Origin of the sequence: Bradyrhizobium sp. SZCCHNR1053 (assembly GCF_032381235.1) — a bacterium.
Classification (GTDB): domain Bacteria; phylum Pseudomonadota; class Alphaproteobacteria; order Rhizobiales; family Xanthobacteraceae; genus Bradyrhizobium.
On the sequence record NZ_JAUHJM010000009.1, the window covers coordinates 67,115 to 90,647 of the forward strand.

The window sequence follows — 23,533 nt, forward strand, 5'->3', positions numbered from 1 at the left end:
AGGACACATGTCCGAGATCGAATTCATCGGCTTCATTTCCAACAACAACTCGTCCGAGACCATCGTCCGCAAGGGACCGGTGCTCGACCCCGTCCACATCGAGACGGTGGCGAAGGCGCATGAGAATGCCGGCTTCGACCGCGCGCTGCTCGCGTTCCACTCGACCTCGCCGGACAGCCTGCAGGTCGCCCAGCATGTGCTCGGCGTCACCTCGAGGCTCAACGTGCTGATCGCGCAGCGACCGGGGTTCACGTCACCGACCCTGCTGGCGCGGCAGTTCGCGGTGCTCGACCAGTTCTCCAGGGGCCGCGTTGCGCTGCATGTGATCACCGGCGGCAATTCAACCGAGTTGCGACAGGACGGCAACACGCTCGACGACAAGGAGGCGCGCTATGCGCGGACAGCTGAGTTCCTCGACATCGTCCGCGCCGAGTGGACCAGCGAGAAGCCGTTCAGCTATGCCGGCAAGCACTATCAGGTCGAGAATGCATTCGCGCAGGTGAAGCCGTATCGGAAAGAGGGCATCCGGATCTATTTCGGCGGCGCCTCCGATGCCGCGATCGATGTTGCGGGCCGTCACGCCGACACCTATGCGCTGTGGGGCGAGTCCTATGCGCAGGTGCGTGAGCAGGTCGCCCGCGTCAGCGCGGCCGCCGCCAGGCACGGCCGGCCGGCGCCGCGCTTCTCGCTGTCGGTTCGGCCGATCCTCGCCGAGACCGAGGAGAAGGCCTGGGCCAAGGCGCAGGAGATTTTGGAGCGCGCCACCGCGCTGCAGGATCAGACCGGCTACCGCAAGCCGGCCGACGGACATGCCACGGATGGCGCCAAGCGGCTGCTGGCGATCGCCGAGCAGGGCAAGCGGGTCGACAAGCGGCTGTGGACCGAGATTGCCAAGCTTACCGGCGCCAACAGCAACACCACCGCGCTGGTCGGCACGCCGGAGCAGGTCGCCGACGTATTCGGCGATTACTACGATCTCGGCATCAGCCATTTCCTGATCCGTGGCTTCGATCCGCTGATCGATGCCATCGAGTACGGCCGCGAGCTGATCCCCGCGACGCGCGAGCTGATCGCGCGGCGGCAGGGCGCGAAGGGAGTGGCCGCGGAATGAAGCGCGTTCTGCTTGCCGCGGGTGTTCTGCTCGCGTTCACGGCTTCCGCCTTCGCGCAGGCGACCCTGCGCGTCGGCGACCAGAAGGGTAATGCGCGCGCCGTCATGGAGGCAGCGGGCGTGCTCAAGGACGTGCCCTACAGCATCGAGTGGAAGGAGTTCGTCGCCGCTGCGCCCTTGCTGGAAGCGCTGAGCGCGGGCGCCATCGAGACCGGGCTCGTCGGCGACGCGCCCTTTACCTTCGCTGCCGCCTCGGGCGTGCCGGTCAAGGCGATCGCCGCCATTCGCCAGACCCAGGAGGGTCTTGCGATGCTTGTGCCCGAAAGCTCGGCCATCAAGAGCTTCGACGACCTCAAGGGCAAGAAGATCGCAACCGGCCGCGGCTCGATCGGACATCAACTGGTGCTGGCGGCACTGGAGTCACGCGGCTGGACCACCAGCGACATCCAGCTCGTGTTCCTGCCGCCCTCCGATGCCAAGGTCGCCTATACGCAGGGCTCGGTCGATGCGTGGTCGACCTGGGAGCCGTATGTGAGCCAGGAGGAGGTGCTGTTCAAGTCGCGCCGCATCATCACCGGCGAAGGACTGACGCCCGGCCTGAGCTTCCAGGTCGCGACCCCCACCGCCATCAGGGACAAGCGCGCGGCGCTCGAGGACTTCGTCCAACGGCTTGCGGCGGCGCGTGCGTGGTCGCTCGGCAATGTCGAGAGCTATGCCGAGACCTGGGGCCGGCTGATGAACATTCCGTCCTCCGTACCACTGAACTGGCTCAAGCGTGCGAAGGTGCGCATCGTGCCGGTCGACGATGCCGTCGTCGCCGACGAGCAGAAGACGATCGACCTCTACAGGCGCACCGGCCTGATCAAGGAGCGGCTCGACGCGGCCGGCATCCTCGACCGTTCGTTCACTGCGGCGATCGCGAAGGGGGCGGGGCTTTGAGCTGTCAGCGCGTCACGTGATCTCACCGAACACACGTGACTCTCGGCGGCGTCGGCCGCTGAAAACCATAGCACCCTTCAGCGGTGATCCCACCGTCAGCCTCCACGCTATCAGGCTGACCTTCCCGTAACCGTCCCGGCCCGCGCCGGTGAACTTGGTGCCACACCAGCTACGCCACGTCACGCGGCACGATCGCGGCGCCTCCGCGAACCCGGGAGAAAAGGAGCCCGCTCCGATCCTCGATAGGTAGAGTGCCAAGACGCCTTAACTTGGCTCCCCGCCGTCAAGCGCTGCGCAGACGGCTAGGTCGGCATTGTCGACGGCAAGCGACCTATTCAGTGACTTGGAGCCTGTTGCTGCGCTTCTTGAACGCCCAGTGCGCTAATGCCTTGGGCTGGCGAACAGAGTCGCTTCCAGTCCGATGTGGTCCGAGAGGTAGTCTTGCGGGCCGGGGGTGACGATCCAGCGGATGCGTGACTTGAAAGCGCGCCGGCGCACACGCGAGACGTCGAGATTGAAGCCGTGAACCGCAGTCGCACGTTCGATGAACAGGTAGTCGATCCTGGATCCGGTCGGATTCGCGTCGTCCGGCTGCATTTCGTCGCAGTAGTAATCGACATTGTCCGACATCGTCGGCGTGGCAATGGCCGGATCATAGGCTTGCCGATATGCGTCGCTGGCGCGATAGACCTTACAGTTGGTATTGAAGTCGTTGTAGATCGGCTCGTCGCCGTCGCCGTGACGGTCGGTCAAGCCATCGCTCTTCATCGTATCAAACGGTACGGTCCGTAGGTCATAAAAGCCGGCCTGCTCCATCGCCGCGACTAGGTTGTGGTACTCGTCGGTGTCCGCGCCGATGTTGAGATCTCCGGCGACAATGGCCACGTTGGGTGGAAGGTGCGTCGCCTTGATAAATGCAATCAACTCGTCAATCTGCCTGCGTCTGACGTCGATCTTCTCCGCGTCAGTTGGGCCAGGCGGCAGAAGGCCGCCATCGCCGGCATAAAGATGCGTCGAATATAGCTCGATCGCACCGAAGCCAACCGGGATACGCGTGAGTTGCACCCCTTTGTTCGCCCATTTGTCGGAATCGAACATGTAACCCATCTCGCATCCGCCGGGCATGACTCGCGACACGCCGTCCGCCGCATAGACATGCCCGCCCCCATTTTCGATTGTCCGGGTCGGGCTGAGTACGAGGATCCCACTCTGCAGCTGCTTGTAGGCAAGGGAGCCGGCCGGTCCGTCTAAATGCTGCGCGTTGCCATGTGCCAGGATCGTATCCCTCGTATCCTGGTCCCAAGCCTCGATCAGCGATACGACGTCGTAAGCGAACACCCTTCGGCCGATTTCGTCGGCGCGCTCCGGGATAACCGGCTCTTCCTTGGCAGTTACTTCGAACACGCCAAGCACCGGCGCGACCAGCTGCATCAGCGCCTCAAATACGACCTCCTCCGGGATCGAGAAGAAGCTTATCAGCCAGTCGAGGTCGGAACTGAGATGTTCGATGATGTATCCGCCGAGCGAGAGGCTGTCGCCCACCAGCTTGCAAGTGCCGTTCAGCGGGTTGGCGGGCACGCCGCAGATTTCCACGATCGGCGGGAAGATGCGATCGCAGACATCTCCGACATCGGCCCCAATCATCTCCAGCGTCTTGCCGATGAAGTCAGCCGACGATACCCCAAGACAAGCCACGAAGTGGCCCACCCCTCCTGCAGCGGCGACGATCTCCTTGACTCCGACCTTCGCGCGCAGGCACCAGATGTTGTAGTGCAAGAATGAAATTCGTGTTGTGGAGGGGCCCGACAGGCGCCAAGCTGCGTCGGCAAACGAAGCCGTCGGCAGGGTCGTTCCCGGTGCCGCTCCCGGGTAGCGCAGCCTGGACAAGAGGCTGTGCATCGATTGCGGCGGGTAAAGTGCGTCGGCCTGCTGCGCGAGTTGATTGAACGACGTGGTGGGCATGCGCGCATCCTCCTGACTGGTGAATCAGCTTGCCTGGAACCGGTAGGCGAGCGTTGGCCAGGACAGCCAGCGTTCCGGCGCCCGTCTGACTTCCTGTTCGATCTTCTGGTTCACCCAGGCAGCGAGATCCTCCGGCTGCTTGCCGGCGGTGGGCAGTGTCGCCACCACTTCCACACGGTTGTCCCTAGGCGCTATCAGCGCCAGCGTGTAGCCGTTGCCGATCGCAAGCCTCAGAATGGCGGCCGGGGTCTTGGCGGGGCGCCCGAAGAATGGGCTGCGGACGAACTCGGTGCCCGGATGAATGTTGTCCATCATCGCGAACACGTTGCGGCCTTCGCGCATGTACGCGGCGAGCGCCGACGCACCGCCTTCGGCCCGAAAGTTCAGTGTGGTGCCTGCGTCCTTTAGCTCGGAGAGCCAGGGAGCATCATTCGATACCAGAACGACCACATGCTTTTTTTCCGCAGTGCCGAGCAGGCTCGCAAGCTCCGGGAAGTACCATCCGACAATCAGCAGCTTCTCCGATGCCGGCAGGTTCAAATCGATCTGCCGTGTCTTCCATGCACTTAGATTGCCCATTGCCTCGAGCCAGGCCTGCTGATGAGCCGAGCTGAAATCGGCGCGGGCTCGAGGATGGGGGGCGGCGAGCAGCTTGCCTGCCCAGGCGAAGGCGTGGTCCGCGCAGGCCGGAACCGACCTCGCGACTGCGTCTACCTTCAGTCCGTGAATGCTGCTCAGGACGGTGTGCAGATCATTGGGCATTTCAAGACCCCGCCAGTTCGCATGTTCTGAGCGCGGCCTAGCGCGCGCCAAAACATCCTGTCTCGCAGCTAACGATCGCAGGCGCCAGCCGATCGACCGTTGACGTGAATCAAGCCGCGGCGGCCGAGTTGAAGATATTTGAAAGTACATCTTCAGCGTGAGGCAGCGAACATGACGAGCGACATCAAACTCACCGACACGTCGGTCATCCTAGAAGGATCAACGACTGTGCTGCAGAGCGGCAACGTCAGGGTTCCCGTCGACGCGCAGGGCTATCCCGGCATGCTCAGAATCGAGTTTGACGGCGCGGAGGCCCACGCGGGACGTCTCTTGCTAGCCCCGGCTTGGTTGGGGCGAGCGATAATGGCATGCAACGTCGAGACCGTACAGCTCCAGAGCCCGAAAGTGCCTCCGGCGGCGCGCGCGGCGCTCTCTCACTCCCAGGCTGACGAACTTGTTCTCAACGATGGCAAGCATTACGCCGGGGGCGTTTCGATTCACGGTGCAGCGAAACTCGAAGACGTGACCGTTAAAGGCGCCGCGCGGTTCGAGAAAACCGTTACCGCTCCAGACGGAATTGTCGCGGGTGGCGTTACGATCGCAGTCCCCGCACCGCCCGCATTGCAACCGGGTCTGTCAGTTGCGAGCTCGCGCACCAGCATGGAGATCAGCTCGTCGACCATTCGTGTGACAACGAGCCATGTTGGGATGATGGGGCATCAACCCGCGCCGGACGTCCTTGACCTGGTCGCGGAGATCCGCAGCCTTCGCGACCGGGTGGCCGCGCTGGAGAAGAAAGCCGGGGTTCCCGTGCCGGCCTAGCCTCAAGAGCCTCCTCGCCTTGGTCGCGCTGTGACAAAGCCACATGCGAGTCGTTCGTGTGATCCAACACCGTACTGTCTCGGATGATAGCAAGCGTCATGAACGGCCGCTCCCGGTGCAGAGCTCGCCTCGGTAAGTAGGATGGGTTGAGCCGAAGGCGAGACCCATCAATCGGATGGTTGGTCAAGATGGGCTTCGCTGCTGCTCAACCCATCCTACGAATTGATCGCTATGGAAAACGCGCCTGATAGCTTGTCGTCATGTGCAATTGATGTGCCTCAAGCGGAGGTCGCAGCTCAAAGGATCGGAGGTCCCGAGCAAAATTCCGCCGGGTCTGACGGTAGTCTATTGATCTTGCATTCGGCCGTTCGTATCCGAGCTCCTGCATTGTTGGAAGCATCACGGATAAGGTCAAGAGATGAGACGGGTGGTCTTCTATTCATGGCAATCGGGCCTTCCGTCGAGGGGAAATCGCGGCTTCATCGGCGATGCGCTCGAACGAGCTATTTGATCTGTCCCGCTGACCAGGGTCGATGCCTCACGGCTGCAAACCATCTCTTGGATTGTCCAGTCATTGGCCGTACGTTGGTGGGCGGTGACGGAATAATGCCCAAAGCAAACACCATGGAGAACAGTTGGTCTGATGGATGAAGACGACCCGAGCGATCAAATCTCCCGGATCGAGGCGCGGATCGAAGAGCTTGCCGAGATGGCCGAGCGGTGTCGAAAGATCATCCTGGCCTCGAGGGTCGTGATCTATGTCGGTGCAGGATTGCTGCTCGGCGCGGTGCTGGGCCTGCTGGGATCCAATGCGGTCGTCGCCCTCGGGGCGATTGCTGCGGTGCTGGGCGGCATCGTGTCGCTCGGATCGAACGTCAGCACATTGCGACAGACCATGGCGGCAATGGCCGCCGCCGAGGCGTTTCGCGCCGACCTGATCGGCAGGATCGATCTTCGTCTGGTGGATGACGCGCGCCGAAGCGGATTGCAGCCTCGGTGACTCGCGCCGCCGGGTGTTGCACTCCGAGCGATCCGTTTGCGGGGGGCGGTGACGGTGCGCGAACTGACTGGACCGGATCAACGCGACCTGTCGAGCAAAGCGGGTTCAGGTAGGCTGTATCGCCTTGCCGTGCGCAGCTCGGGCTGCTATATATAAGCAACGCGCAAGAGTGCTGATCTCGCCGAGTGGCTCGAGACGGTCATGCATCTGTACGGTGAGCGCATTCTGTCGTTTGACATGCGGGCAGCGCGGATCGCGGGCCGATTGTCGGATCGGGCGAGGGGGCCTGGACAGGCGCCGGGCTTCGCCGACATCATCATCGCAGCGACCGCGCGCCGGCATCAATTGACGATCCTGTCGCGCAACCTCGGACATTTCGAGCCGCTGGATGTCCCCGTGCTGGATCCATTTGCGGACTTGCCGTGAACGGCGCGGTCCGGGTTCTGATCGGCAAGTAGCGCGGATTCGGCCTCGCGCGATGCCAATCAGCTCAGCCAATCAGCTCAATTGACGTGAGAGGATGGTTTCGCCGGCGCCCGACCTATCCTACGATAGCAATGAAAAAGAAGACGCAGGGAGTAAACCATGCTCAAGGGGATCGATCCGCTGCTCAATGCCGACGTGCTCTATGCTGTCAGGGCGATGGGGCATGGCGACCGTCTCGTGATCTGCGACAGCAATTTTCCGGCCGATGCGATCGCGCGGCGGACCGTGTTCGGCGAGCTCCTGCGCATCGACAATGTCAGCGCGGCCCGGGCCGTCCAGGCGGTGCTGTCGGTGCTGCCGCTTGACACCTTCGTCGACGATGCCGCGGTCAGGATGGAGGTCGTCGGCGAGCCCGAGGTGGTGCCGCCGGTGCAGCAGGAGGTTCAGGCTGTGATCGACCGCGCCGAAGGCAGGTCCTGGCCGCTGGTCGGCGTCGAGCGGCACGCGTTCTATGAAAAAGCCAAGACCGCCTATTGCGTGATCGCGACCGGCGAGCGCCGGTTCTACGGTTGCTTCCTGTTCAGCAAGGGTGTGATCGCGCCGGACGCGCAGTGAGCATACTCCTGGCCGCGCTCACATGGGTGATGCGCGTCGTGTTCTCGTCGCGTCGCCAGGGCGAGCGCCCGCCGATGCCTAACGGTCGTCGGCGGGAGCGGCCCCGGGGAGAGGCCGGCCCCGCATGTCGCTACGCTCGTGGCGGGCTACGGACCGGTCACGGAGGCGGGAGCTGTTGGCTTGCGGTAGCAAATGGTGGCAATTTATGCTCCCCGGTCTTGGAGCATCCGATGGCATCTGTCGAAAAACTCAGCGTTGCGCTGATGAGCGAGCAGGTCTCAGCCCTCAAGACAGCGGTCGAGTCGGGCGAATATGCCACCACCAGCGAGATCGTCCGCGAGGCGGTGCGCGACTGGCAGCTGAAGCGTGAGCTGTGCCGGGAGGACGTCAGGCGCCTGCGGCAGGCCTGGGACGAAGGCATCGCCAGCGGATCTGCTGCCAAGGTCGATATGAAGCAGCTGCGCACGGACGCCCGCGACGGCTGAAGGGAGCGAAGCAAGCCTCCCACAATGCCGATTGAGCTGGTCTGGTCCAACCAGGCCTGGTCCGATCTGCTCGACATCTACCTGCTGATCGGGGTCGATCAGCCAGCCGCCGCTGAGCGTCATCTCGACCGAATCGAAGCGAAATTCGAACTGCTGAGATCGCAACCGCGGATGGGCGCCCGCCGTTCCGATCCGCCCGTCCATGCGTATGCTGGTCGAGGCGCCTTACCTGCTGCTTTACCGAACCGTCCCCGACACGGACGAAGGTCCGGTTGACTCCGTTGAAATCATCCGCGTTATCGACGGCGACGACGTCCGACCGACGGCAAATCCGCCCTCATGGCTTTGCGGGTTCGAGTCCTGCATCACCCATCATCCGGCCGCGGCCGGCCCCATGACGTCTGGGCGATGGGCCAAACATAGCCGCCGCCTGAAGGCTCAGCCAGCGCTGTGGTGTCGGCTTTTCGATCGATGTTGATATGGCCGTAGAAGGGCACTGGCGAGTATCGAGCAGATATTGACGGTCTGCGCGCCATCGCAGTCGCCGTCGTCGTCTTGCTTCATCTCAGGGGGAGTGGCTTCAGTGACGCGGCGTTGCCACCTCTATTTGCTCTCGGATGGCGTCCGGCTGTAGACCGTCTTGGCCGGATAGGTCGAGTTCGTGATCGTCAGCGTACTACCATCGAGATTATAGATGCTGGCGCCGTCGCGCGCCTTGTTCTTGACGAATGCCGACTTGCTGACGCCGACGACTGTCGCTTCCAATTGCGAGGCCCGGCTGATCTCATAGATGGCGCCGCCCTGATGGCGCGCGCTATTGGCCGTAAACCGGGCTTGCTCATAGCTCACATGCGAGCCGTAATCCTCGTAGGTTGCGCCGCCATCCTGCGATGCCCGATTGCCGGTGAACGAGCACTTCTGACATGTGACGACGACGCCCTCGCGGTTGACGTTGGCGCCGCCATAGACGGCCCGATTGCCTTCAAAGACGGTATCGGAGATCGTGAGATTGGCCTTGCCGTAGGCATAAATCGCTCCGCCTTCGAGTGCTTCGTTGTGCTCGAAGCGGCAATTGTGCAGCGTCATCTTGAATCCGATCGCGGCCTCGCGCGGCAGAAATTTCTTGCCGGCATGATAGGCAAGCAACCCGCCGCCCTTGCCGTTGTAAGTCCGGCCGACCGCGCGACCGTCACGCAGCATCAATCCGTCGAGCAGCGCGTCATCGGCGCCATAGAGGACGTGCGCATATCGATAGCCGCCTTTGGCGGCCCTCGCGCTCAGAATTGTCCGCGCGCCGGCGGCGCGACGCTGCTCTAAGGCAGTTTCAGTGCCGGCAAACCCGCCGTACAGCTTCACGCCGTCGTAGAGAATGAAGGCCGCGATACGGCCGTCCTTCTTGGCAGGCCTGTACGTGCCGGCCTTGATCCAAACCGCCGCCTTCGAGGCCGAGGCGAGGTCGATGGCCGCCTGCAAGTCGGAGAACCCGGTTGCCCAGGAAAGTCCGTCCTGTGCCTTGGCCGGGTTGTCCGGGACGACATAGATGACCGGCGCGGATACGGCCTTGGCGCTGACCGCTGGCCGGATGTACTCGCCCTGATATTCGACCGCGCCGCTGTTCTTCACGTAAATCTGGACGAGTTTCTCGACCAAGCCGTTCTTCAGCAGGAGCGCGCCGTCCAAGCCGGGCTGGTAACCGCGCGCATAAGCGGGCGCGGATTTAAGGGCAACGGGTTCCAACTCCCCCTTGAGGTTGCTGATGGGGATGAAGTCGGCCAGCGGCAGCGTGCTTCCCGCAGGAGCGAGCGAGCCGACCTCCGATACAATGTCCTCATGCCAATTATAGACCTTACCGACAACGCTGCGGATGAGGATCGGATTGCTGTTCGCACCTGTCCCCTGATAAAGGTCCGGGCCCAACGCGCTGCTGGCCTTGTTGCCCACGATTGTCACGTTGACGAGCAGTGGTGCCGAGCCGCCGTCGTTGCCGACGCCGCCGGCGCTCACGGCCGAGTTGCCTGTGAACAGCGTGTTGAAGACAAGCGGCGACGCGGCAAAGTCGTTGTAAAGGCCGCCGCCTTTGTCGTTGCTGCGGTTGCCGATGAAGCGGCAGTTGATGAAGCGCGGCATAGCGCCGAGATCGTTGCTTACGCCGCCGCCGCGCAGCTCGGCTACATTGTCGATGAAATCGACATTGATGAAGGCGGCCTGGTCCGCGCCCGCCTTGTGCACATTGTAAACGGCGCCGCCCTTGGGCGAGTAGTTGTTCTTGAAGACGACGTTGCGCACAATGGGGCTGGTCATGAAGTTTCTCATGCCGCCGCCAACGACCATGTCGTTCTTGAGAATGTCGGCCGGCACGAGATGCATGCGGGGCTTGTCCGTCCCGTAAGAATCCGAGACCGTGAAGCCATCCAGAATGGCTCGGTTAGCGCCCATAATAATGGTCTTTGTGTTTTTCGTCTTGTCGCCCTTGCCGATATTGCCGCTGAGTATGGTTACATTCCTTCGAAAATCCCTTTGCTGCCGCGCCGTTTCGTTGCCTGAGAAGCCCCCATAGACGGCGATGTCCTCCTTGAGGACAAATGACTTGGTCTGATCGGTCGCATCGGGATAATACGTGCCACGCGCCACCCAGATTTCGTCGTTCTTAGAGGCCGCTGATAGTGCATCCTGCAGGGATTGGAACGGGGCATTCCAGGCGTGCCCGTCCCCCGCACTCTTGCTTGCCTGATTCACGTACCAAGTTTTTCCGGAATCGGCTTGCGAGACGCCCGAAGCTAAGGTGACGATTGCAGCCGCAAAAAGTGCCGTGAAAAGGTGCTTCATCTTCATTCCTAATCGGGGATTGATCCGCGGCGCGTCGGCTGGCTCCGTAGGCGTTCCAGCGAGCAGGGGGTCTCTATCGAGCAGAGCGCAGTTCTATGGTGGGTCACAACAGCATGCTCTCGACGTCAATCGTTTGTGTTGATCTGAGTCAATCCGGCGCGAGCTCGGGGCCTTCGCTGCGATTTGGCTCTTTCTGACCTCTATGGGTTGGCTCGCCAGCCTGCGTTGCCATCAGCAGCGAACGGTTCTCGTTGTGGTGAATATGAAGCGGTACGCTGTCGCCAAATATCCGCGGTAAGGCATCTCAAAAATGCCGAGAACATCGCCGGACTGTTAGCAGGTCCGCTTACGCAAATGATGGTCAAAGCCACGATGTGCCTGTCCTCCGCTCGACTCAGGGTAGATCGTAGCAGAAATGCGGCGCGGCGAGATTGCGGGTGACAGTGCACTAAATCGTGCTGGGCCATCCGATGAAGTTATTTCGTTCGATGGCCGATATTCGTCGTCTGTTCGATGAAGGATGACCAGCTCGCTCTCGGTGCGTTCGCGCCAGCGATTGCGGGATTGCGCTGAAAGTGCACTTGACTATCCCGCTGACCAAGGTCGATGCCTCACGGCTGCAAACCATCTCTTGGATTGTCCAGTCATTGGCCGTACGTTGGTGGGCGGTGACGGAATAATGCCCAAAGCAAACACCATGGAGAACAGTTGGTCTGATGGATGAAGACGACCCGAGCGATCAAATCTCCCGGATCGAGGCGCGGATCGAAGAGCTTGCCGAGATGGCCGAGCGGTGTCGAAAGATCATCCTGGCCTCGAGGGTCGTGATCTATGTCGGTGCAGGATTGCTGCTCGGCGCGGTGCTGGGCCTGCTGGGATCCAATGCGGTCGTCGCCCTCGGGGCGATTGCTGCGGTGCTGGGCGGCATCGTGTCGCTCGGATCGAACGTCAGCACATTGCGACAGACCATGGCGGCAATGGCCGCCGCCGAGACGTTTCGCGCCGACCTGATCGGCAGGATCGATCTTCATCTGGTGGGTGACGCGCGCTGAAGCGGATGGCAGCTTCGGTCGCTCGCGCCGCTGGGTGTCGCCCTTCGAGCGATCCGTTTGCGGGGGGGGGACAGCGCGCGAAACTGACTTCGCCGGCTCAGCGCGACGAGGCTCAACGGGCTTCGGGGAAGCGACGCCGGGGAGAGATCTGTCCCGCATGTCGCTGCGCTCATGGCGGGCTACGGGACTGGTCACGGGGGCAGAGAAGGGAGTCCAGCGCCGGGCGAGCGCCGCGAGACCTCGCCCGGTGCCACGCCGCGGTTTCAATCAGAAGCGGCTCAACGGCAATTCCAGGTCGTTCCTTGCGCGCAAACCGCGTTCGGGCTGTCGCCACCATAGATCTGATAGGGGTATTCGCCTTTGCGGTAATAGCCATAGGCGTGGGGGTTCACTCCGTAGTAGGCGGGCGCCTCGTAATACGCCGGGCCGCCGTAGACCGGACCATCATAGTAATCATAGGCGTCGCGGCTCGCGGCGATCGCAAGACCGGTGCCGATGGCACCCGCCGCAAGCGCCGCGCCGACCGCAGCGCCGCCGCCGCCGTGCCAGCGCCCATTTCGCGCGTCGGCACTGGTCGGGGCCAGGGCGCCGATCGCGAGTGCAGTCAATGAAGCAATTGCGGCCGTGCGGCCGAGCAGAGCTGTTTTGGTCGACATATCAGGCCTCCAGTGAAGTGCGCCGTGATCGGCGGATGTCTCCGGTGTCCGGCTCTGCCAAGAACGGTTGACGAATGTCAGAGCCGAACAAGGCCGGCAAACGGATGATCGATTGCGGTTCTTGATCCGACCTCGCTCGAGGAGCTGGCGACAGTCCAAAGCGAATGTCAGGTCCACCACACTAGAACCGCTGCTGCGCTTCGGAGTTCCGGCCCCGCCCGAACTTCCATGCGATCGGACCGGTGCCGCTGGGCACGCGGAGGAGGGGAATGGCTCGTGCTTTGCCGACCCGGCAGCCCGGAGCCAACTCATCACCGTGACGGTGCATTCCAACAACTGAAGACGTTTGAAGGGCGTCGATGATGCTGGCCGCTATGACCCGATGAGCTCACGCCATCCCGAGTTGCACGACGGGCAATCTCTGCATGGCGCGCATGCGCCAACTGCCCGTCGAGCCAGTTTGTCGCGGACTCATCACTTGCCACGTCGGGCAAATCACCTCCACATTTCCGCGCATCCCGGCTCGCTGAAGAGGGACGTTTCGCGATCGTCACGAGCGTCGAGTCGGGGAGGCGATGGGCGCGTTGCTCTGCAGCCGGGTGTCACAGCCCGCGCCGACGAACAGAGCGATGCGACGGCGAAGTGGTGTGGTCCTGGCATCGCGGTGCTGATGCCAAGCCGGCGGTGATGATGATCCGCCGGCGACGGGGGCAAGACAGCCGATCCCCGGGGAGAGCGCCTATAACCCGTTCAAACCGTCGCGCAGGGAAGGCCGGATATTGGGCTGAACCTGTGGTTCTGCCGCGTGCTTTCTGCTGCACGCGGACCGCGGGTATCAGCCGATACCCGGTCTTCCCTGCGCCTCTTCTTCGAGGAGAAGAGGACCAAAGGACGCAAAGCCCGGGTGCAATCCGCCGCGGGAGCGCGACGTCATGGCCTCGCTGTTCGACCTGTTCGGAACATGCGCGTTTGCCGGCAAGCCCGTCATCACGACGTTGCGCGGGAGCAGGGAGGTTGCAGCCATTCCGCCTGCGTGTCCGGACGGCGTCGTCTCACCCCATCGTTGCCAGCCTGACCGCCAGCGCACACGCCCGATCGTATTCGTCCAGGTTGATCCATTCGTCGATCGTGTGCGGCTCGTTCTGGCCGGTGCCGAAGGTCACGGTGGGGATGCCGTGGCGGACCATCCAGTTGGCGTCGAGGCCGCCATTGCCGGCGCGCAGGGTCGGCGCGGCGCCGATGTCGGAAACGGCAGCCATGGCGCGCTTGACGACGGGAAGGGTCTCCTTCATCCGGAACGGATGATAGTCGGTCTCGGCCTTGAACTTGACGCGGCCGGACTTGCCCTCGCTGTTGGTGACGCGCTTGGCGGCGGTCTCGAATGCCGCCTTGTAGGCGTTGGTGATCTCGCGGATGAACTTGGCATCGTGGCTGCGGCATTCGCCGCGGACATGGATGTAGTCGGTGACGACGTTGGTGGCGTCGCCCGCGGGGCGGCCTTCGCCGCCGGTGACCGGACCGACATTGCTGGTGCCCTGCTTGGCATCCTTGCCCTTGCCCTTCACCACCTTGCCGAACCAGCCGCCGGCTTTGACCTCGGCGAGCGCGAGCGCCAGGATCATGGTGGCGCTGATGCCGCGCTCCGGCGCGACGCCGGCATGCGAGGCGCGGCCGAAGATCTCGACCTCCCAGCGGTCGGCGCCGACGGCACCGATGGTGACGCTGGAGGCCGAGCTGCCGTCGAAATTGAAGGCCATCTCGGGCGCGCCGAGGTCATCCGTGTTGACGTGGCGCGCGCCATGGAGCCCGCTCTCCTCGCGCACGCAGAACAGCAGGGTGATCGGCGGATGATCGAGCTTTTGCCTGACAAGCTCGGCGGCGAGCGTGACGAGGATGCCGCAGCCGCAGCGATTGTCGCCGCCGAGCGCGGTCTTGGCCTGATTGACGATCTTGCGACCAGCGATCTTCGGCTGCGCGCCGGCGCACAGCGGCACCGTGTCCATATGGGTCATGAACATGATCCGCGGCTGATTGTGCTGGCTGCCGCGGCCGGGCAGCTCGACGATCAGGTTGCCGGTCTCGGTCGGCAGCGGAATGCGCGTATTGGCATCGTCGAGCCGCATCGCCTTGGCAGGCACGCCGGCCTGCTTCAGCGCCGCCATGATCTCGCGTCCGATCGCCTTCTCCTGTCCGGTCACGCCCTGGACGGCCAGAAAACGCATCAGACGATCGGTGGCGGCGGCGGTGTCGACGGACATGAAGCGATTCCCATGATGAACGATGTGCCCGGAGCATCCAGCCCAGCGCTCCGTTGCGCAAGGGGGGCACCGGTGGTTTCGCCGCCTGACTCTTTTCCGATGCCTCGATCGTCTTCATGTCATCTCGACATTGGAGCATCATCATGAGCCTGAAAGACAAGACGATCGTCGTGACCGGCGGAAGCCGCGGCCTTGGCCTGGGAGTCGTGGAGGCCCTCGTCGATCGCGGCGCCAAGGTGACCGTCGTCGCGCGCGGAACCGAGGCGCTGAACGCGATTGCTGCGCGCCTGGGTGTGGCCACGATCGCGGCCGACGTCACCGACGAGGCCGCTGCGCATCGCATCGTCGGCGATATCAGCCCCGACATCCTGATCTTGAACGCCGGCACAACGCCGCTCATGGGCCGGCTGGATCGGCTGACCTGGAGGGATTTCTCGGCTGCCTGGGAAACGGACGTCAAGGCGGGCTTGTACTGGATCCAGGCGGCGCTCAAGCTCCCGCTCAAGCCAGGAAGCCGCGTGCTGGTCGGATCGAGCGGCGCGGCGGTGGGTGGTTCACAGATGTCAGGCGGCTACGGCGGCGCCAAGCGCATGCTCTGGTTCATGGCGAAATATGCCAACGGCGTGTCGCAGGACGACAGACTCGGCATCCGCTTCCAGGCGATCGTGCCGCGCATGATGATCCTCGGCACGGGAGTGGGGGATACGGCCGCGGGCGCTTATGCCGGGTCCATGGGCATCACGCCGGAAGCGTTCGTCGCCCGTTTCGGCGCGCCGATGCCGCCGCGCGCGTTCGGCGATCGCGTCGCCTCCGTGCTGGAGGACCCGCGATTCGCCGATGGTGTCGTGTTCGGTCTGAATGGCGACGACGGTGTGACGGTGATGGAAGGAGCGGCAGCTTGAGTGACGGACCACAGGATCAGCAAGACGCGCGCAGGGCCGAGCTCATGGCCCTGGCAGAGAAGTTGCGGCCCGAGCTGCATCGCTATTGCGCGCGGCTGATGGGGTCGGTGATCGACGGCGAGGACGTCGTGCAGGACACCCTGACGAAGGCGCTCGTCGCCGTGGGCGAGATGCGGGACCTCGCGATGCTGCGCGCCTGGCTGTTCCGGGTCGCGCATAACCGGGCGCTGGACCTGCTGCGCAGCCGTGCGATCCGGGCGGTCGAACCGATCGAGGCCGCTGACGACGTCGCCGATGACGCCGCACCGGATGCCGTGGAGGTGATGATGCGCGACGAGGCGATCAGGACGGCGGTGTCACGCTTCACGGAGCTTCCGATCCCTCAGCGGAGCGTCCTCGTTCTGAAGGACGTGCTCGATGAGCCGCTCACCGACATCGCGGCTCTGCTCGGCCTGACGGTCGACTCGGTGAAGGCGCATCTCGCCCGCGCCCGCGCGCGGCTCTCGGGGATCAACGCCGTGGCCGAGGCCCGGCCGGCGGCGAGACCGGCGTCCGATGCGGTGGCGCGCTATGCGAGCCTGTTCAACCGGCGTGATTGGGACGGCCTGCGCGCGCTGCTGGCGCACGACGTCAAACTGCACCAGTCCACTCATCCCATCCGTGTCGGCCCGGCCGATGTCGGGATGTTCTTCAGCATCTACGCCGGGATGGACGGCGTCTGGCTGGCGCCCGCCTGGCTCGAGGGCCGGGAAGTGATCGCCGTGTTCGAACGCCACGGCGATCCGCAGCCCAGCTACTTCATGTGGCTGAGCTGGCGCGACGGCAAGATCAGCTTCATCCGCGACTACCGCTACGTCCGCTATGTCATCGCCGATGCAGAGCTGGCACTCGTCTCGCCAGTCTGAGCACCCAGGCCGGCAAGGGCTTGATCCACGTCAACGAGGGACGGTCGCGCCAGGACCATATTCTGACGAGAGAGGTCCGAGATGCAGCTCTTCAACTCGACGCGAAGCTACGGCGCAATTCCGCAGACGTTGCATTGGCTGACGGTCGTGCTCGTGGCCGTCGCCTGGGCGCTTGGTGTCTTCGGTGACGTGCTGCCCAAGGGCGCACCGCGCGAATCCGGCCTGTTCATCCACGTGACGGCTGGGATCGCGATCCTCGCGCTTCTGGCCGCGCGCCTGGCCTGGCGGCTGGCCGATCCATCTCCGCCGCCCGAGACGACCGAATTCGCCACATGGATGGGAAAGTGGCAGGATCCGGCCGCGCGTTTTGCGCACTACGCCCTCTATGCGCTGCTCCTTGCCGTCCCTGTCGTTGGAATCGTGTTGCAGTTTGCACGCGGTGATGCCTTGCCGCTGTTTGGCATCGCCGAGATCGCGTCGCCCTGGCCCAAGGACCGCGCGTTTGCTCACAACGTCAAGGAAGTGCACGAAATTCTCGCCCACGCCCTCGTCATCGTGGCCGCAATGCATGCGGCCGCCGCGCTGATCCATCACTGGATCTTTCGGGATCGGACGCTCCTGCGCATGCTGCCTCATTCGGACGACTAGGGGAGGCGACAGGCCTGTCGGGAATGACGGATTGCGCCGTCGCTTCAGGCGCCGCGACCGAACGGTCGCGATCCGATCGATCACTCCGCTCATGGTTCGGATTGCCAATCCCCCAGGAAACACGGCCGGGAGACTCGCCAATGCTGGAGTATCGCGTCAACGCCCGACGGATCGATGCGCATGAAAGCGTCGCAGACTGCAAGGATGCGACCGTGGTGCTCGATACCGACGTCAAGGGACGGCGGGATGCATTCAACCCGGCCGAGCTTCTTCTCGCCGCGGTTGCCGCCTGCATGATCAAGGGAATCGAACGCGTGACGCCGATGCTCAAGTTCCATGTTCGGGGCGTCGAGGTACGGCTGATCGGCGTCCGTCAGGATAGCCCGCCGATGATGGCGTCGATCGATTACGAGCTGATCGTCGACACCGATGAAGATGACCGCCGGCTCGAGCTGCTTCATCAGAATGTCAGGAAGTATGGAACGATTTCCAACACCGTGGCCGCCGCGACGAAGCTGCAAGGCGTGATCAGGAGAAAGACATGAGCCGTCTTCACGTCCACCCTGAAAGCCACCTGGTGGCGCGGATCGGATGGCTCAGGGCGGCCGTTCTGGGAGCCAATGACGGCATCATTTCGACTGCAAGCCTGATCGTCGGTGTTGCTGCGGCAGCAGCGACACGAAACGACGTCCTGATCGCGGGTGTCGCGGGATTGGTCGCGGGAGCGATGTCGATGGCCGCCGGTGAATATGTCTCCGTCAGTTCGCAGTCGGATACGGAGCAGGCCGACCTTGCACGGGAGCGCAAGGAGCTGAGCGACAACCCCGCATTTGAACGCGACGAGCTTGCCGATATCTACGTCAAGCGAGGTGTGGATCAATCCCTTGCGCGGCAGGTGGCCGAGCAGTTGATGGCGAAAGACGCGTTGACGGCTCATGCGCGCGACGAATTGGGAATCTCGGAGATCACCGCAGCGCGGCCCATCCAGGCCGCCGTGACCTCGGCCATGATGTTTTCGGTGGGAGCCGCCATGCCCTTGCTGATGGTCGTCGTGTCGCCCGCCAATTTGCTGGTCCCGATCGTCTCCGCGGCTTCTCTCGCCTTTCTCGCGGTGCTGGGAGCGATCGGCGCAAAGGCAGGCGGGGCCAACATTCCGCGCGCCACCTTTCGCGTGACGTTCTGGGGGGCCTTCGCCCTGGGTCTCACCGCAGGAATCGGAAAGTTGTTTGGGGCCGTCGTTTGAAGCGCGGGCAAAGCTTGCGTGACGATCAACGGCGTTACCGCCGTCTCGTGTCGAGGTTGCGGCGGTGTCGCGGTGTCGTCGACGCCGGCATTGTTTCGAGAAATTGAAGACCCAATTCGGTCCAGGCGCCATTATCAACCGGCCCGCGAGCCGCCACATCGGCGTCACGAGCATTCGATGGGCGCGACCCTCACGTCACGAGGACGCCGCCGAGGCGGCAATGCGCCCGATGCCGTGGTCGTGAGGAGCGAGCGGTGGACGGACAGCAAGCGCCGGGCGGATCCCGGCTGACGATTCTGCATGAGGAGCGTCCCCCGGCGGACCCGCGCGCCACATCCAGGGCGTCCGTGGGACGTGCGCTGTGGTCGCTCGTCGGGCTCGGCCTGATGATCGGAATGCTCGTCGCGCTGCCATGGATGGTCGAGTATGTGACCGTCGGCCAATATCTCGTCCACACCGATGATGCCTATGTCAGGATGAACGAAGTCCCGGTCAGGTCGGCGGTGTCCGGCCTGGTCAGGGACCTGCTCGTGACCGACAATCAGGAGATTGTTGCGGGACAGGTTCTGGCGCGGATCGAGCACCGGGACGAGCGCGCCGCGACGGTCGCGCTGAACGACGTCATCGCTCCCGTCGCCGGCGTCGTGGCCGCAAGCGGTCTCCATGTCGGGGACGCCGTGACGGCAGATCGGTCGTTGATGGCGGTGGTCACGCCGGGCGAGTCCCACGTCATCGCTGCCCTCGCGGTCTCCGAGATCACCTATGTCGCGATCGGACAGGCGGTCACGATCGACGTGCCCGGTCTGCCCTCCGTCCGGCTCTATGGGCATGTCGCGGATGCCGAATTGATCGGCGCGGCGTCCGGCTCGCCAGACGGCGAAAGCCGGATTGCGCTGAAGATCAGCCTGCTGAAGGCGGCCATGCCCGCCGGATTGCGATCCGGCATGGCTGTCGGCGCGACGATCCTGACCGGCCTGACCGGGACGGAGCGGATGGTCTCGCAGATCCTGCAGAAGAGGGCGCAGAGGACCTGCCGCTGCGAGCAGGATCTCCAACCCGCGTCGGTGCAGCGGCGCATCTGACCACGGCATCCCCACGCGACGCGCGGCGCCCGCGATCAGCCGCGGCTGAGCTCCTGCACGCCGTCGTGAACCTGGTAGACGACCTTGCCCTCGCGCCAGGCGAACGCGCCGCCGGGCTCGCGGCAGACGATGCCGGCTTCCGGAATCAGCTTGTCGCAGAGCATGACGATGATGTCCTCCAGCGGTGCGCTGGTGTCGTTCTCCTCGGTCATCCGGTCGATCGAGATCTCGCCGCCCTCGACGCCGTCGTCGATGTGGACGATGAAGATCTCCTCATGGCCATGGATGCCATGCGCCGTCACCCGAAACACTTCCCCCTTGTACTCGAATTCCCGAACCATCGCGTCCGCCCATATGAGTTTGTTGATTGCCGTTTCAAGCGGGGACGGAAACTAAGAGCGTGCCGCGCGAGGGTCAAGAAAAGTCGGTGTCGGGAATCCGACAAAATACAACGGGTGCGAACGCATGCTACGGGTGTGCGCGCATGTTCGCTGCACGACGGCAATCCGTGCATGCCGCTCATGCGCGAACTGCCCGTGGAGCCGATTTGTCGTAAACTAATCAATTGCACTCGGCAAATCACCGTCACATTTCCGCGCATCCGGCTCGCCGAAGAGGGACGTTTCGCGATCGTCACGAGCGTCCGGCCGGGATCGCGAGCCCATGTGTGAGGCCATGTGTGCCGTCTGATAGTCGAGCGAAGGAGTCGCGGTGCTGCGGGACGATGCGGGCTCAGGCGCCCGCATCATGCGCTTTGATGACCGCCACGAATGCCTCGCCGTAGCGCGCGAGCTTGACCGTACCGGCGCCGGGGATGCTCGCAAGCTCCGCGACGGAGCGCGGATGGCGGGCCGCCATTTCGGCCAGCGTCTTGTCGTGGAAGATGACGTAGGGCGGCACGTTCTGGGCCTTGGCGAGCTCCATCCGCCGGACGCGCAGCTTCTCGAACAAGTCGCGGTCGAGGTCAGGAAATGTCGTCGTGGTCTGCCGCTCCCGAGCCTTGCGGTCGCGCCTGGTCTTCTTCAGCACGCGCAGGCTGAGTTGCGGCTTGTCGCGTAGGAACTGGCGGCCCTCGGGCGAGATCGACAGGCCGCCATGGCCGGCGATGTCGACGCTGATCAGCCCATGCGCGACGAGCTGGCGGACGATGGAGCGCCAGGCGTTGCGGTCGTGCTCCTTGCCGATGCCGAAGGTGGAGAGCTTGTCATGGCCGAGCCGTTCGATGCGCTCGTCCGTCTCGCCGAGCAGCACCGCGACGACGTGGGCCTGGCCGAAGCGCTCGCCGGTGCGGTGGATGCAGGACAGCAGCTTCTGCGCGGCGATGGTGCCGTCGAAGGTCTCGGGCGGGTCGAGGCAGATGTCGCAATTGCCGCACGGCGCGCAATCGTCGCCGAAATAGCGCAGCAGCACCTGGCGCCGGCATTGGCAGGTCTCGGCGAAGCCGAGCAGCGCATCGAGCTTGCGGCGCTCGGTGCGCTTGCGCGCATCGGGCGCGTCCGACTCATCGATGAAGCGGCGGCGCAGCGCGATGTCCTCGGCGCCGTACAGCATCAGGGTTTCCGATGGCAGGCCGTCGCGGCCGGCGCGGCCGGTCTCCTGATAGTAGGCCTCGATGCTGGACGGCAGATCGGCATGCAGCACGAAGCGCACGTCGGGCTTGTCGATGCCCATGCCGAAAGCGATGGTGGCGACCATGATCAGCCCCTGCTCGAGCTGGAAGCGACGCTGGTTCTTCTCCCGCGCCTTCATCTCCATGCCGGCATGATAGGGCAGCGCCGGAAAGCCGTGGTCGCTGAGCGAGGCGGCGACCTCCTCGGTCTTGCGCTTGGACAGGCAATAGACGATGCCGCTCTCGCCCTCGCGGGATTTCAGGAAGGCGAGCATCTGCTGCATCGTGCTGGTCTTCTCCGCCGCGCCGTAGCGGATGTTCGGCCGGTCGAAGCCGGCGATGAAGCTGCTGCCGTCGCCGATCGAGAGATGCTCGACGATCTCGGCCCGCGTCGGCGCATCGGCGGTGGCGGTGAGCGCGATGCGCGGGATCGTCGGGAACAGCCCGGCGAGACAGTCGAGGGCGCGGTATTCGGGCCGGAAATCATGGCCCCATTGCGAGACGCAGTGCGCCTCGTCGATGGCGATCAGCGACAGTTGCGCGGCCTTGAGACGCTCCAGGTTCTCCGGCCTGAGCAGCGTCTCGGGCGCCATGTAGAGCAGGTCGAGCTCGCCCGCGTTCGATGTCCTGCCACAGCAGGTCCTTCTCGGCCCCCCAGAGCCGCGAGTTCAGCGCCGCGGCCTTCACGCCGGCCTGCCGGAGCGCCGTGACCTGGTCCTCCATCAGCGCGATCAGCGGCGAGATGATCAGTCCGAGGCCGGGACGCGCCAGCGCCGGGATCTGGTAGCACAGCGACTTGCCGCCGCCGGTCGGCATCAGCACGAAGGCATTGTGTCCGGCGATCACGTGCTCGACGATGTCGCGCTGCCGCCCGCGAAAGCTGTCATAGCCGAACACGGCCTTGAGGATCGAGAGCGGATCGGCGGTCATGGGAACGCACTTCTTCGGCAGACGGAGGGACTGGATAAGTCCCGTTGCGGGACGCCGCCGTCAAGCGAAAGCTGCCCGGTGACGCGCATTTCAGCGGCGCGGAGAAGCATGGCGGGGACAGTGGCAGGGGCGCGTTGGACAAGCCGACGAGTTATGGCAGAATCGACTTGCATCGCATTATGTTCCGATCCTGATACGAGCATGGGCTGCCGGGGCGAGCTGGGTGCCTTGGCACCTCGCCGGGCGCAAGGTGGTGCTGGTCGATGCCGATCCGCAGTGGTCGGTGGTGCGGCTCGCCGAGCGGCAGCGTGCGCTCGCCATGCAAAGCTCGGGCGCGTGGCGCCGCGAGATCGCGAAACATGTTGAACCGTTGGAATTCGCTTCGACGTCGCCGTGTCGTATACGGTGGCGGTCGGTCGAGGCCGGTCCGCAAAGAGACGCGCGCGCAGAGTTGGTGACGAGGGTGCTTGCAGATCTGTTTGAAGGCCCGGTCGTGGTCGTGGCCTCCAGCCTCTCGCTGGCGGACGACGAACTGTTTGCCGAGGAGCGCGCTCATGTTCAAGCCGCGGTCGCCAAGCGGCGGGCCGAGTTCGCGACCGCGCGGGTCCTGGCGCGCAGGGCGCTGGCCGCGCTCGGAGCTCCGCCGGTGGCGCTCGTCCCGGCGCCGGATCGCGCGCCGGTGTGGCCGCCGGGCTATGTGGGAAGCATCTCACATTGTGCCGATCATTGCGCCGTGGCCGTAGCCCGAAGCAGGGATGTCTCGTCGCTCGGACTGGATGTCGAGGACCTGCGCGAGCTCGATCCGTCGATGCGCGACCTGGTGCTTACGCCGGCCGAGCGGCGATGGCTTCGCGCGCAGCCGGACGCCTTGCAGCCGATGCTGCCGATCGTGATCTTCAGCGCGAAGGAAGCCTACTACAAATGCCAATATCCGATCACGCGCGGCTTCCTGGATTTCCAGGACGTCGAGCTCACGATCGCATGGGCGGCAGGCACGTTCGAGGCGCGCGTCGTGAGAGAGGGATGGCCGGCTGCCATTGCTCGCCTCGCCGGACGCTTCCTCATCGCTGACGGCCGGGTCAGTTGCGGCGTGACGTTGGCGAAGGGCTGATCGCGCGGATGCAGCCTGGAGTTGGGCCGAGCCTGCGTCCTGGCGGCTGCGCCGGAGAGCCGCGCCATCGCCATCCCGGCAAACCTCCGGACGACGAGCAGCTTACCGCAGTCGCTAAACATGATGCGCTGCAAACGTGGCGAAAATGCGCTTGACATGTTTAGTCATTCGCAATCTACTAAACAAAATA

General features: G+C 64.1%; 21 protein-coding genes and 2 pseudogenes. 16 read left to right on the plus strand and 7 right to left on the minus strand.

The annotated features are described in order from the left end of the window. The first annotated feature begins 7 nt into the window (after positions 1 to 7). Both QX051_RS20640 and QX051_RS20645 read left to right on the plus strand, forming a co-directional pair. Complete coding sequence (locus QX051_RS20640) at positions 8 to 1,111, plus strand: LLM class flavin-dependent oxidoreductase (protein ID WP_315739265.1); 1,104 nt, start codon at positions 8 to 10, stop codon at positions 1,109 to 1,111. Further along, positions 1,108 to 2,049: an ABC transporter substrate-binding protein gene (locus QX051_RS20645; protein ID WP_315739266.1), complete on the plus strand. Its 942-nt coding sequence runs from the start codon at positions 1,108 to 1,110 to the stop codon at positions 2,047 to 2,049. Before QX051_RS20640 ends, QX051_RS20645 begins: the two co-directional genes overlap by 4 nt. Positions 2,050 to 2,430: 381 nt before the next feature. Here QX051_RS20645 and QX051_RS20650 read toward each other — a convergent pair whose 3' ends face one another. Beyond that, positions 2,431 to 4,011, minus strand: coding sequence for an endonuclease/exonuclease/phosphatase family protein (locus QX051_RS20650; RefSeq protein ID WP_315777403.1), 1,581 nt, complete (start codon positions 4,009 to 4,011; stop codon positions 2,431 to 2,433). Positions 4,012 to 4,035: 24 nt separating this feature from the next. Beyond that, complete coding sequence (locus tag QX051_RS20655; RefSeq protein WP_315777404.1) at positions 4,036 to 4,773, minus strand: hypothetical protein; 738 nt, start codon at positions 4,771 to 4,773, stop codon at positions 4,036 to 4,038. 171 nt (positions 4,774 to 4,944) lie between these two features. Here QX051_RS20655 and QX051_RS20660 point away from each other — a divergent pair, with 171 nt between their 5' ends. From QX051_RS20660 to QX051_RS20685, 6 genes and pseudogenes are all read left to right on the plus strand, one after another. Next, positions 4,945 to 5,595 (plus strand): hypothetical protein, encoded by a 651-nt coding sequence (locus QX051_RS20660; RefSeq protein WP_315712575.1) that lies wholly within the window; start codon positions 4,945 to 4,947, stop codon positions 5,593 to 5,595. Positions 5,596 to 6,238: 643 nt separating this feature from the next. After that, entirely contained in the window at positions 6,239 to 6,595 is a 357-nt protein-coding gene (locus tag QX051_RS20665; RefSeq protein WP_315777405.1) for a hypothetical protein, read from the plus strand. 177 nt (positions 6,596 to 6,772) lie between these two features. Continuing rightward, positions 6,773 to 7,021: pseudogene (locus QX051_RS20670) on the plus strand (PIN domain-containing protein); the annotation flags it as partial. Between the two features lie 159 nt (positions 7,022 to 7,180). Next, positions 7,181 to 7,636, plus strand: coding sequence for an RbsD/FucU family protein (locus QX051_RS20675; RefSeq protein ID WP_315777406.1), 456 nt, complete (start codon positions 7,181 to 7,183; stop codon positions 7,634 to 7,636). 230 nt (positions 7,637 to 7,866) lie between these two features. Then, a complete protein-coding gene (locus QX051_RS20680; RefSeq protein ID WP_315777407.1) occupies positions 7,867 to 8,121 on the plus strand; it encodes a type II toxin-antitoxin system ParD family antitoxin in 255 nt (84 codons plus the stop codon). A 24-nt stretch (positions 8,122 to 8,145) separates the two neighbouring features. Beyond that, the gene (locus tag QX051_RS20685) at positions 8,146 to 8,397 is read left to right on the plus strand and encodes a type II toxin-antitoxin system RelE/ParE family toxin (RefSeq protein WP_315770961.1); all 252 of its coding nucleotides are present in this window, start codon (positions 8,146 to 8,148) and stop codon (positions 8,395 to 8,397) included. Positions 8,398 to 8,724: 327 nt separating this feature from the next. On the opposite strand, the gene QX051_RS20690 is transcribed toward QX051_RS20685, so the two are convergent. Continuing rightward, complete coding sequence (locus QX051_RS20690; protein ID WP_315777408.1) at positions 8,725 to 10,947, minus strand: right-handed parallel beta-helix repeat-containing protein; 2,223 nt, start codon at positions 10,945 to 10,947, stop codon at positions 8,725 to 8,727. A gap of 716 nt (positions 10,948 to 11,663) precedes the next feature. Between QX051_RS20690 and QX051_RS20695 the strand changes: the two genes are divergently transcribed. Then, positions 11,664 to 11,999, plus strand: a complete 336-nt coding sequence (locus QX051_RS20695; protein ID WP_315777409.1) for a hypothetical protein — start codon at positions 11,664 to 11,666, stop codon at positions 11,997 to 11,999. Positions 12,000 to 12,277: 278 nt separating this feature from the next. Here the strand turns inward: QX051_RS20695 and QX051_RS20700 are convergent, their stop codons facing one another. Together QX051_RS20700 and QX051_RS20705 are read right to left on the minus strand one after the other, a co-directional pair. After that, positions 12,278 to 12,655, minus strand: a complete 378-nt coding sequence (locus QX051_RS20700) for a hypothetical protein (protein WP_315770966.1) — start codon at positions 12,653 to 12,655, stop codon at positions 12,278 to 12,280. Between the two features lie 1,052 nt (positions 12,656 to 13,707). Beyond that, positions 13,708 to 14,913, minus strand: a complete 1,206-nt coding sequence (locus QX051_RS20705; protein ID WP_315777410.1) for a M20/M25/M40 family metallo-hydrolase — start codon at positions 14,911 to 14,913, stop codon at positions 13,708 to 13,710. Positions 14,914 to 15,056: 143 nt separating this feature from the next. Between QX051_RS20705 and QX051_RS20710 the strand changes: the two genes are divergently transcribed. From QX051_RS20710 to QX051_RS20735, 6 genes are all read left to right on the plus strand, one after another. Continuing rightward, positions 15,057 to 15,815, plus strand: coding sequence for an SDR family oxidoreductase (locus QX051_RS20710; protein ID WP_315777411.1), 759 nt, complete (start codon positions 15,057 to 15,059; stop codon positions 15,813 to 15,815). A 44-nt stretch (positions 15,816 to 15,859) separates the two neighbouring features. Further along, entirely contained in the window at positions 15,860 to 16,720 is an 861-nt protein-coding gene (locus tag QX051_RS20715) for a sigma-70 family RNA polymerase sigma factor (protein ID WP_409998119.1), read from the plus strand. A gap of 81 nt (positions 16,721 to 16,801) precedes the next feature. Continuing rightward, positions 16,802 to 17,368, plus strand: coding sequence for a cytochrome b (locus tag QX051_RS20720; RefSeq protein ID WP_315770973.1), 567 nt, complete (start codon positions 16,802 to 16,804; stop codon positions 17,366 to 17,368). A 140-nt stretch (positions 17,369 to 17,508) separates the two neighbouring features. Next, positions 17,509 to 17,913, plus strand: coding sequence for an OsmC family protein (locus QX051_RS20725; protein ID WP_315777508.1), 405 nt, complete (start codon positions 17,509 to 17,511; stop codon positions 17,911 to 17,913). After that, on the plus strand, positions 17,910 to 18,611 hold the full coding sequence (locus QX051_RS20730) for a VIT family protein (protein WP_315739274.1): 702 nt from the start codon (positions 17,910 to 17,912) through the stop codon (positions 18,609 to 18,611). The genes QX051_RS20725 and QX051_RS20730 overlap by 4 nt, the downstream gene beginning before the upstream one ends. Positions 18,612 to 18,958: 347 nt before the next feature. Continuing rightward, positions 18,959 to 19,693 carry an HlyD family efflux transporter periplasmic adaptor subunit gene (locus QX051_RS20735; RefSeq protein ID WP_315777413.1) on the plus strand — a complete coding sequence of 245 codons (735 nt, stop codon included), beginning with the start codon at positions 18,959 to 18,961 and terminating at the stop codon, positions 19,691 to 19,693. Positions 19,694 to 19,728: 35 nt separating this feature from the next. Here QX051_RS20735 and QX051_RS20740 read toward each other — a convergent pair whose 3' ends face one another. Together QX051_RS20740 and recQ are read right to left on the minus strand one after the other, a co-directional pair. After that, positions 19,729 to 20,034, minus strand: coding sequence for a hypothetical protein (locus tag QX051_RS20740; RefSeq protein WP_315739276.1), 306 nt, complete (start codon positions 20,032 to 20,034; stop codon positions 19,729 to 19,731). 391 nt (positions 20,035 to 20,425) lie between these two features. Beyond that, positions 20,426 to 22,232, minus strand: a pseudogene (gene recQ, locus QX051_RS20745) (DNA helicase RecQ). 223 nt (positions 22,233 to 22,455) lie between these two features. Here recQ and QX051_RS20750 point away from each other — a divergent pair. Then, positions 22,456 to 23,343: a 4'-phosphopantetheinyl transferase gene (locus tag QX051_RS20750; protein ID WP_315777414.1), complete on the plus strand. Its 888-nt coding sequence runs from the start codon at positions 22,456 to 22,458 to the stop codon at positions 23,341 to 23,343. The last annotated feature ends 190 nt before the right edge of the window (positions 23,344 to 23,533 follow it).

What these genes read in the sequence shown, in the direction of transcription:
- QX051_RS20685 (WP_315770961.1), top strand. Translation starts at nt 8,146, where the DNA reads ATGCCGATTGAGCTGGTCTGGTCCAACCAGGCCTGGTCCGATCTGCTC.
- QX051_RS20645 (WP_315739266.1), top strand. Translation starts at nt 1,108, where the DNA reads ATGAAGCGCGTTCTGCTTGCCGCGGGTGTTCTGCTCGCGTTCACGGCT.
- QX051_RS20640 (WP_315739265.1), top strand. Translation starts at nt 8, where the DNA reads ATGTCCGAGATCGAATTCATCGGCTTCATTTCCAACAACAACTCGTCC.
- QX051_RS20655 (WP_315777404.1), bottom strand. Translation starts at nt 4,773, where the DNA reads ATGCCCAATGATCTGCACACCGTCCTGAGCAGCATTCACGGACTGAAG.
- QX051_RS20695 (WP_315777409.1), top strand. Translation starts at nt 11,664, where the DNA reads ATGGATGAAGACGACCCGAGCGATCAAATCTCCCGGATCGAGGCGCGG.
- QX051_RS20705 (WP_315777410.1), bottom strand. Translation starts at nt 14,913, where the DNA reads ATGTCCGTCGACACCGCCGCCGCCACCGATCGTCTGATGCGTTTTCTG.
- QX051_RS20690 (WP_315777408.1), bottom strand. Translation starts at nt 10,947, where the DNA reads ATGAAGCACCTTTTCACGGCACTTTTTGCGGCTGCAATCGTCACCTTA.
- QX051_RS20730 (WP_315739274.1), top strand. Translation starts at nt 17,910, where the DNA reads ATGAGCCGTCTTCACGTCCACCCTGAAAGCCACCTGGTGGCGCGGATC.
- QX051_RS20725 (WP_315777508.1), top strand. Translation starts at nt 17,509, where the DNA reads ATGCTGGAGTATCGCGTCAACGCCCGACGGATCGATGCGCATGAAAGC.
- QX051_RS20720 (WP_315770973.1), top strand. Translation starts at nt 16,802, where the DNA reads ATGCAGCTCTTCAACTCGACGCGAAGCTACGGCGCAATTCCGCAGACG.
- QX051_RS20700 (WP_315770966.1), bottom strand. Translation starts at nt 12,655, where the DNA reads ATGTCGACCAAAACAGCTCTGCTCGGCCGCACGGCCGCAATTGCTTCA.
- QX051_RS20710 (WP_315777411.1), top strand. Translation starts at nt 15,057, where the DNA reads ATGAGCCTGAAAGACAAGACGATCGTCGTGACCGGCGGAAGCCGCGGC.
- QX051_RS20675 (WP_315777406.1), top strand. Translation starts at nt 7,181, where the DNA reads ATGCTCAAGGGGATCGATCCGCTGCTCAATGCCGACGTGCTCTATGCT.
- QX051_RS20660 (WP_315712575.1), top strand. Translation starts at nt 4,945, where the DNA reads ATGACGAGCGACATCAAACTCACCGACACGTCGGTCATCCTAGAAGGA.
- QX051_RS20650 (WP_315777403.1), bottom strand. Translation starts at nt 4,011, where the DNA reads ATGCCCACCACGTCGTTCAATCAACTCGCGCAGCAGGCCGACGCACTT.
- QX051_RS20715 (WP_409998119.1), top strand. Translation starts at nt 15,860, where the DNA reads ATGGCCCTGGCAGAGAAGTTGCGGCCCGAGCTGCATCGCTATTGCGCG.
- QX051_RS20665 (WP_315777405.1), top strand. Translation starts at nt 6,239, where the DNA reads ATGGATGAAGACGACCCGAGCGATCAAATCTCCCGGATCGAGGCGCGG.
- QX051_RS20740 (WP_315739276.1), bottom strand. Translation starts at nt 20,034, where the DNA reads ATGGTTCGGGAATTCGAGTACAAGGGGGAAGTGTTTCGGGTGACGGCG.
- QX051_RS20680 (WP_315777407.1), top strand. Translation starts at nt 7,867, where the DNA reads ATGGCATCTGTCGAAAAACTCAGCGTTGCGCTGATGAGCGAGCAGGTC.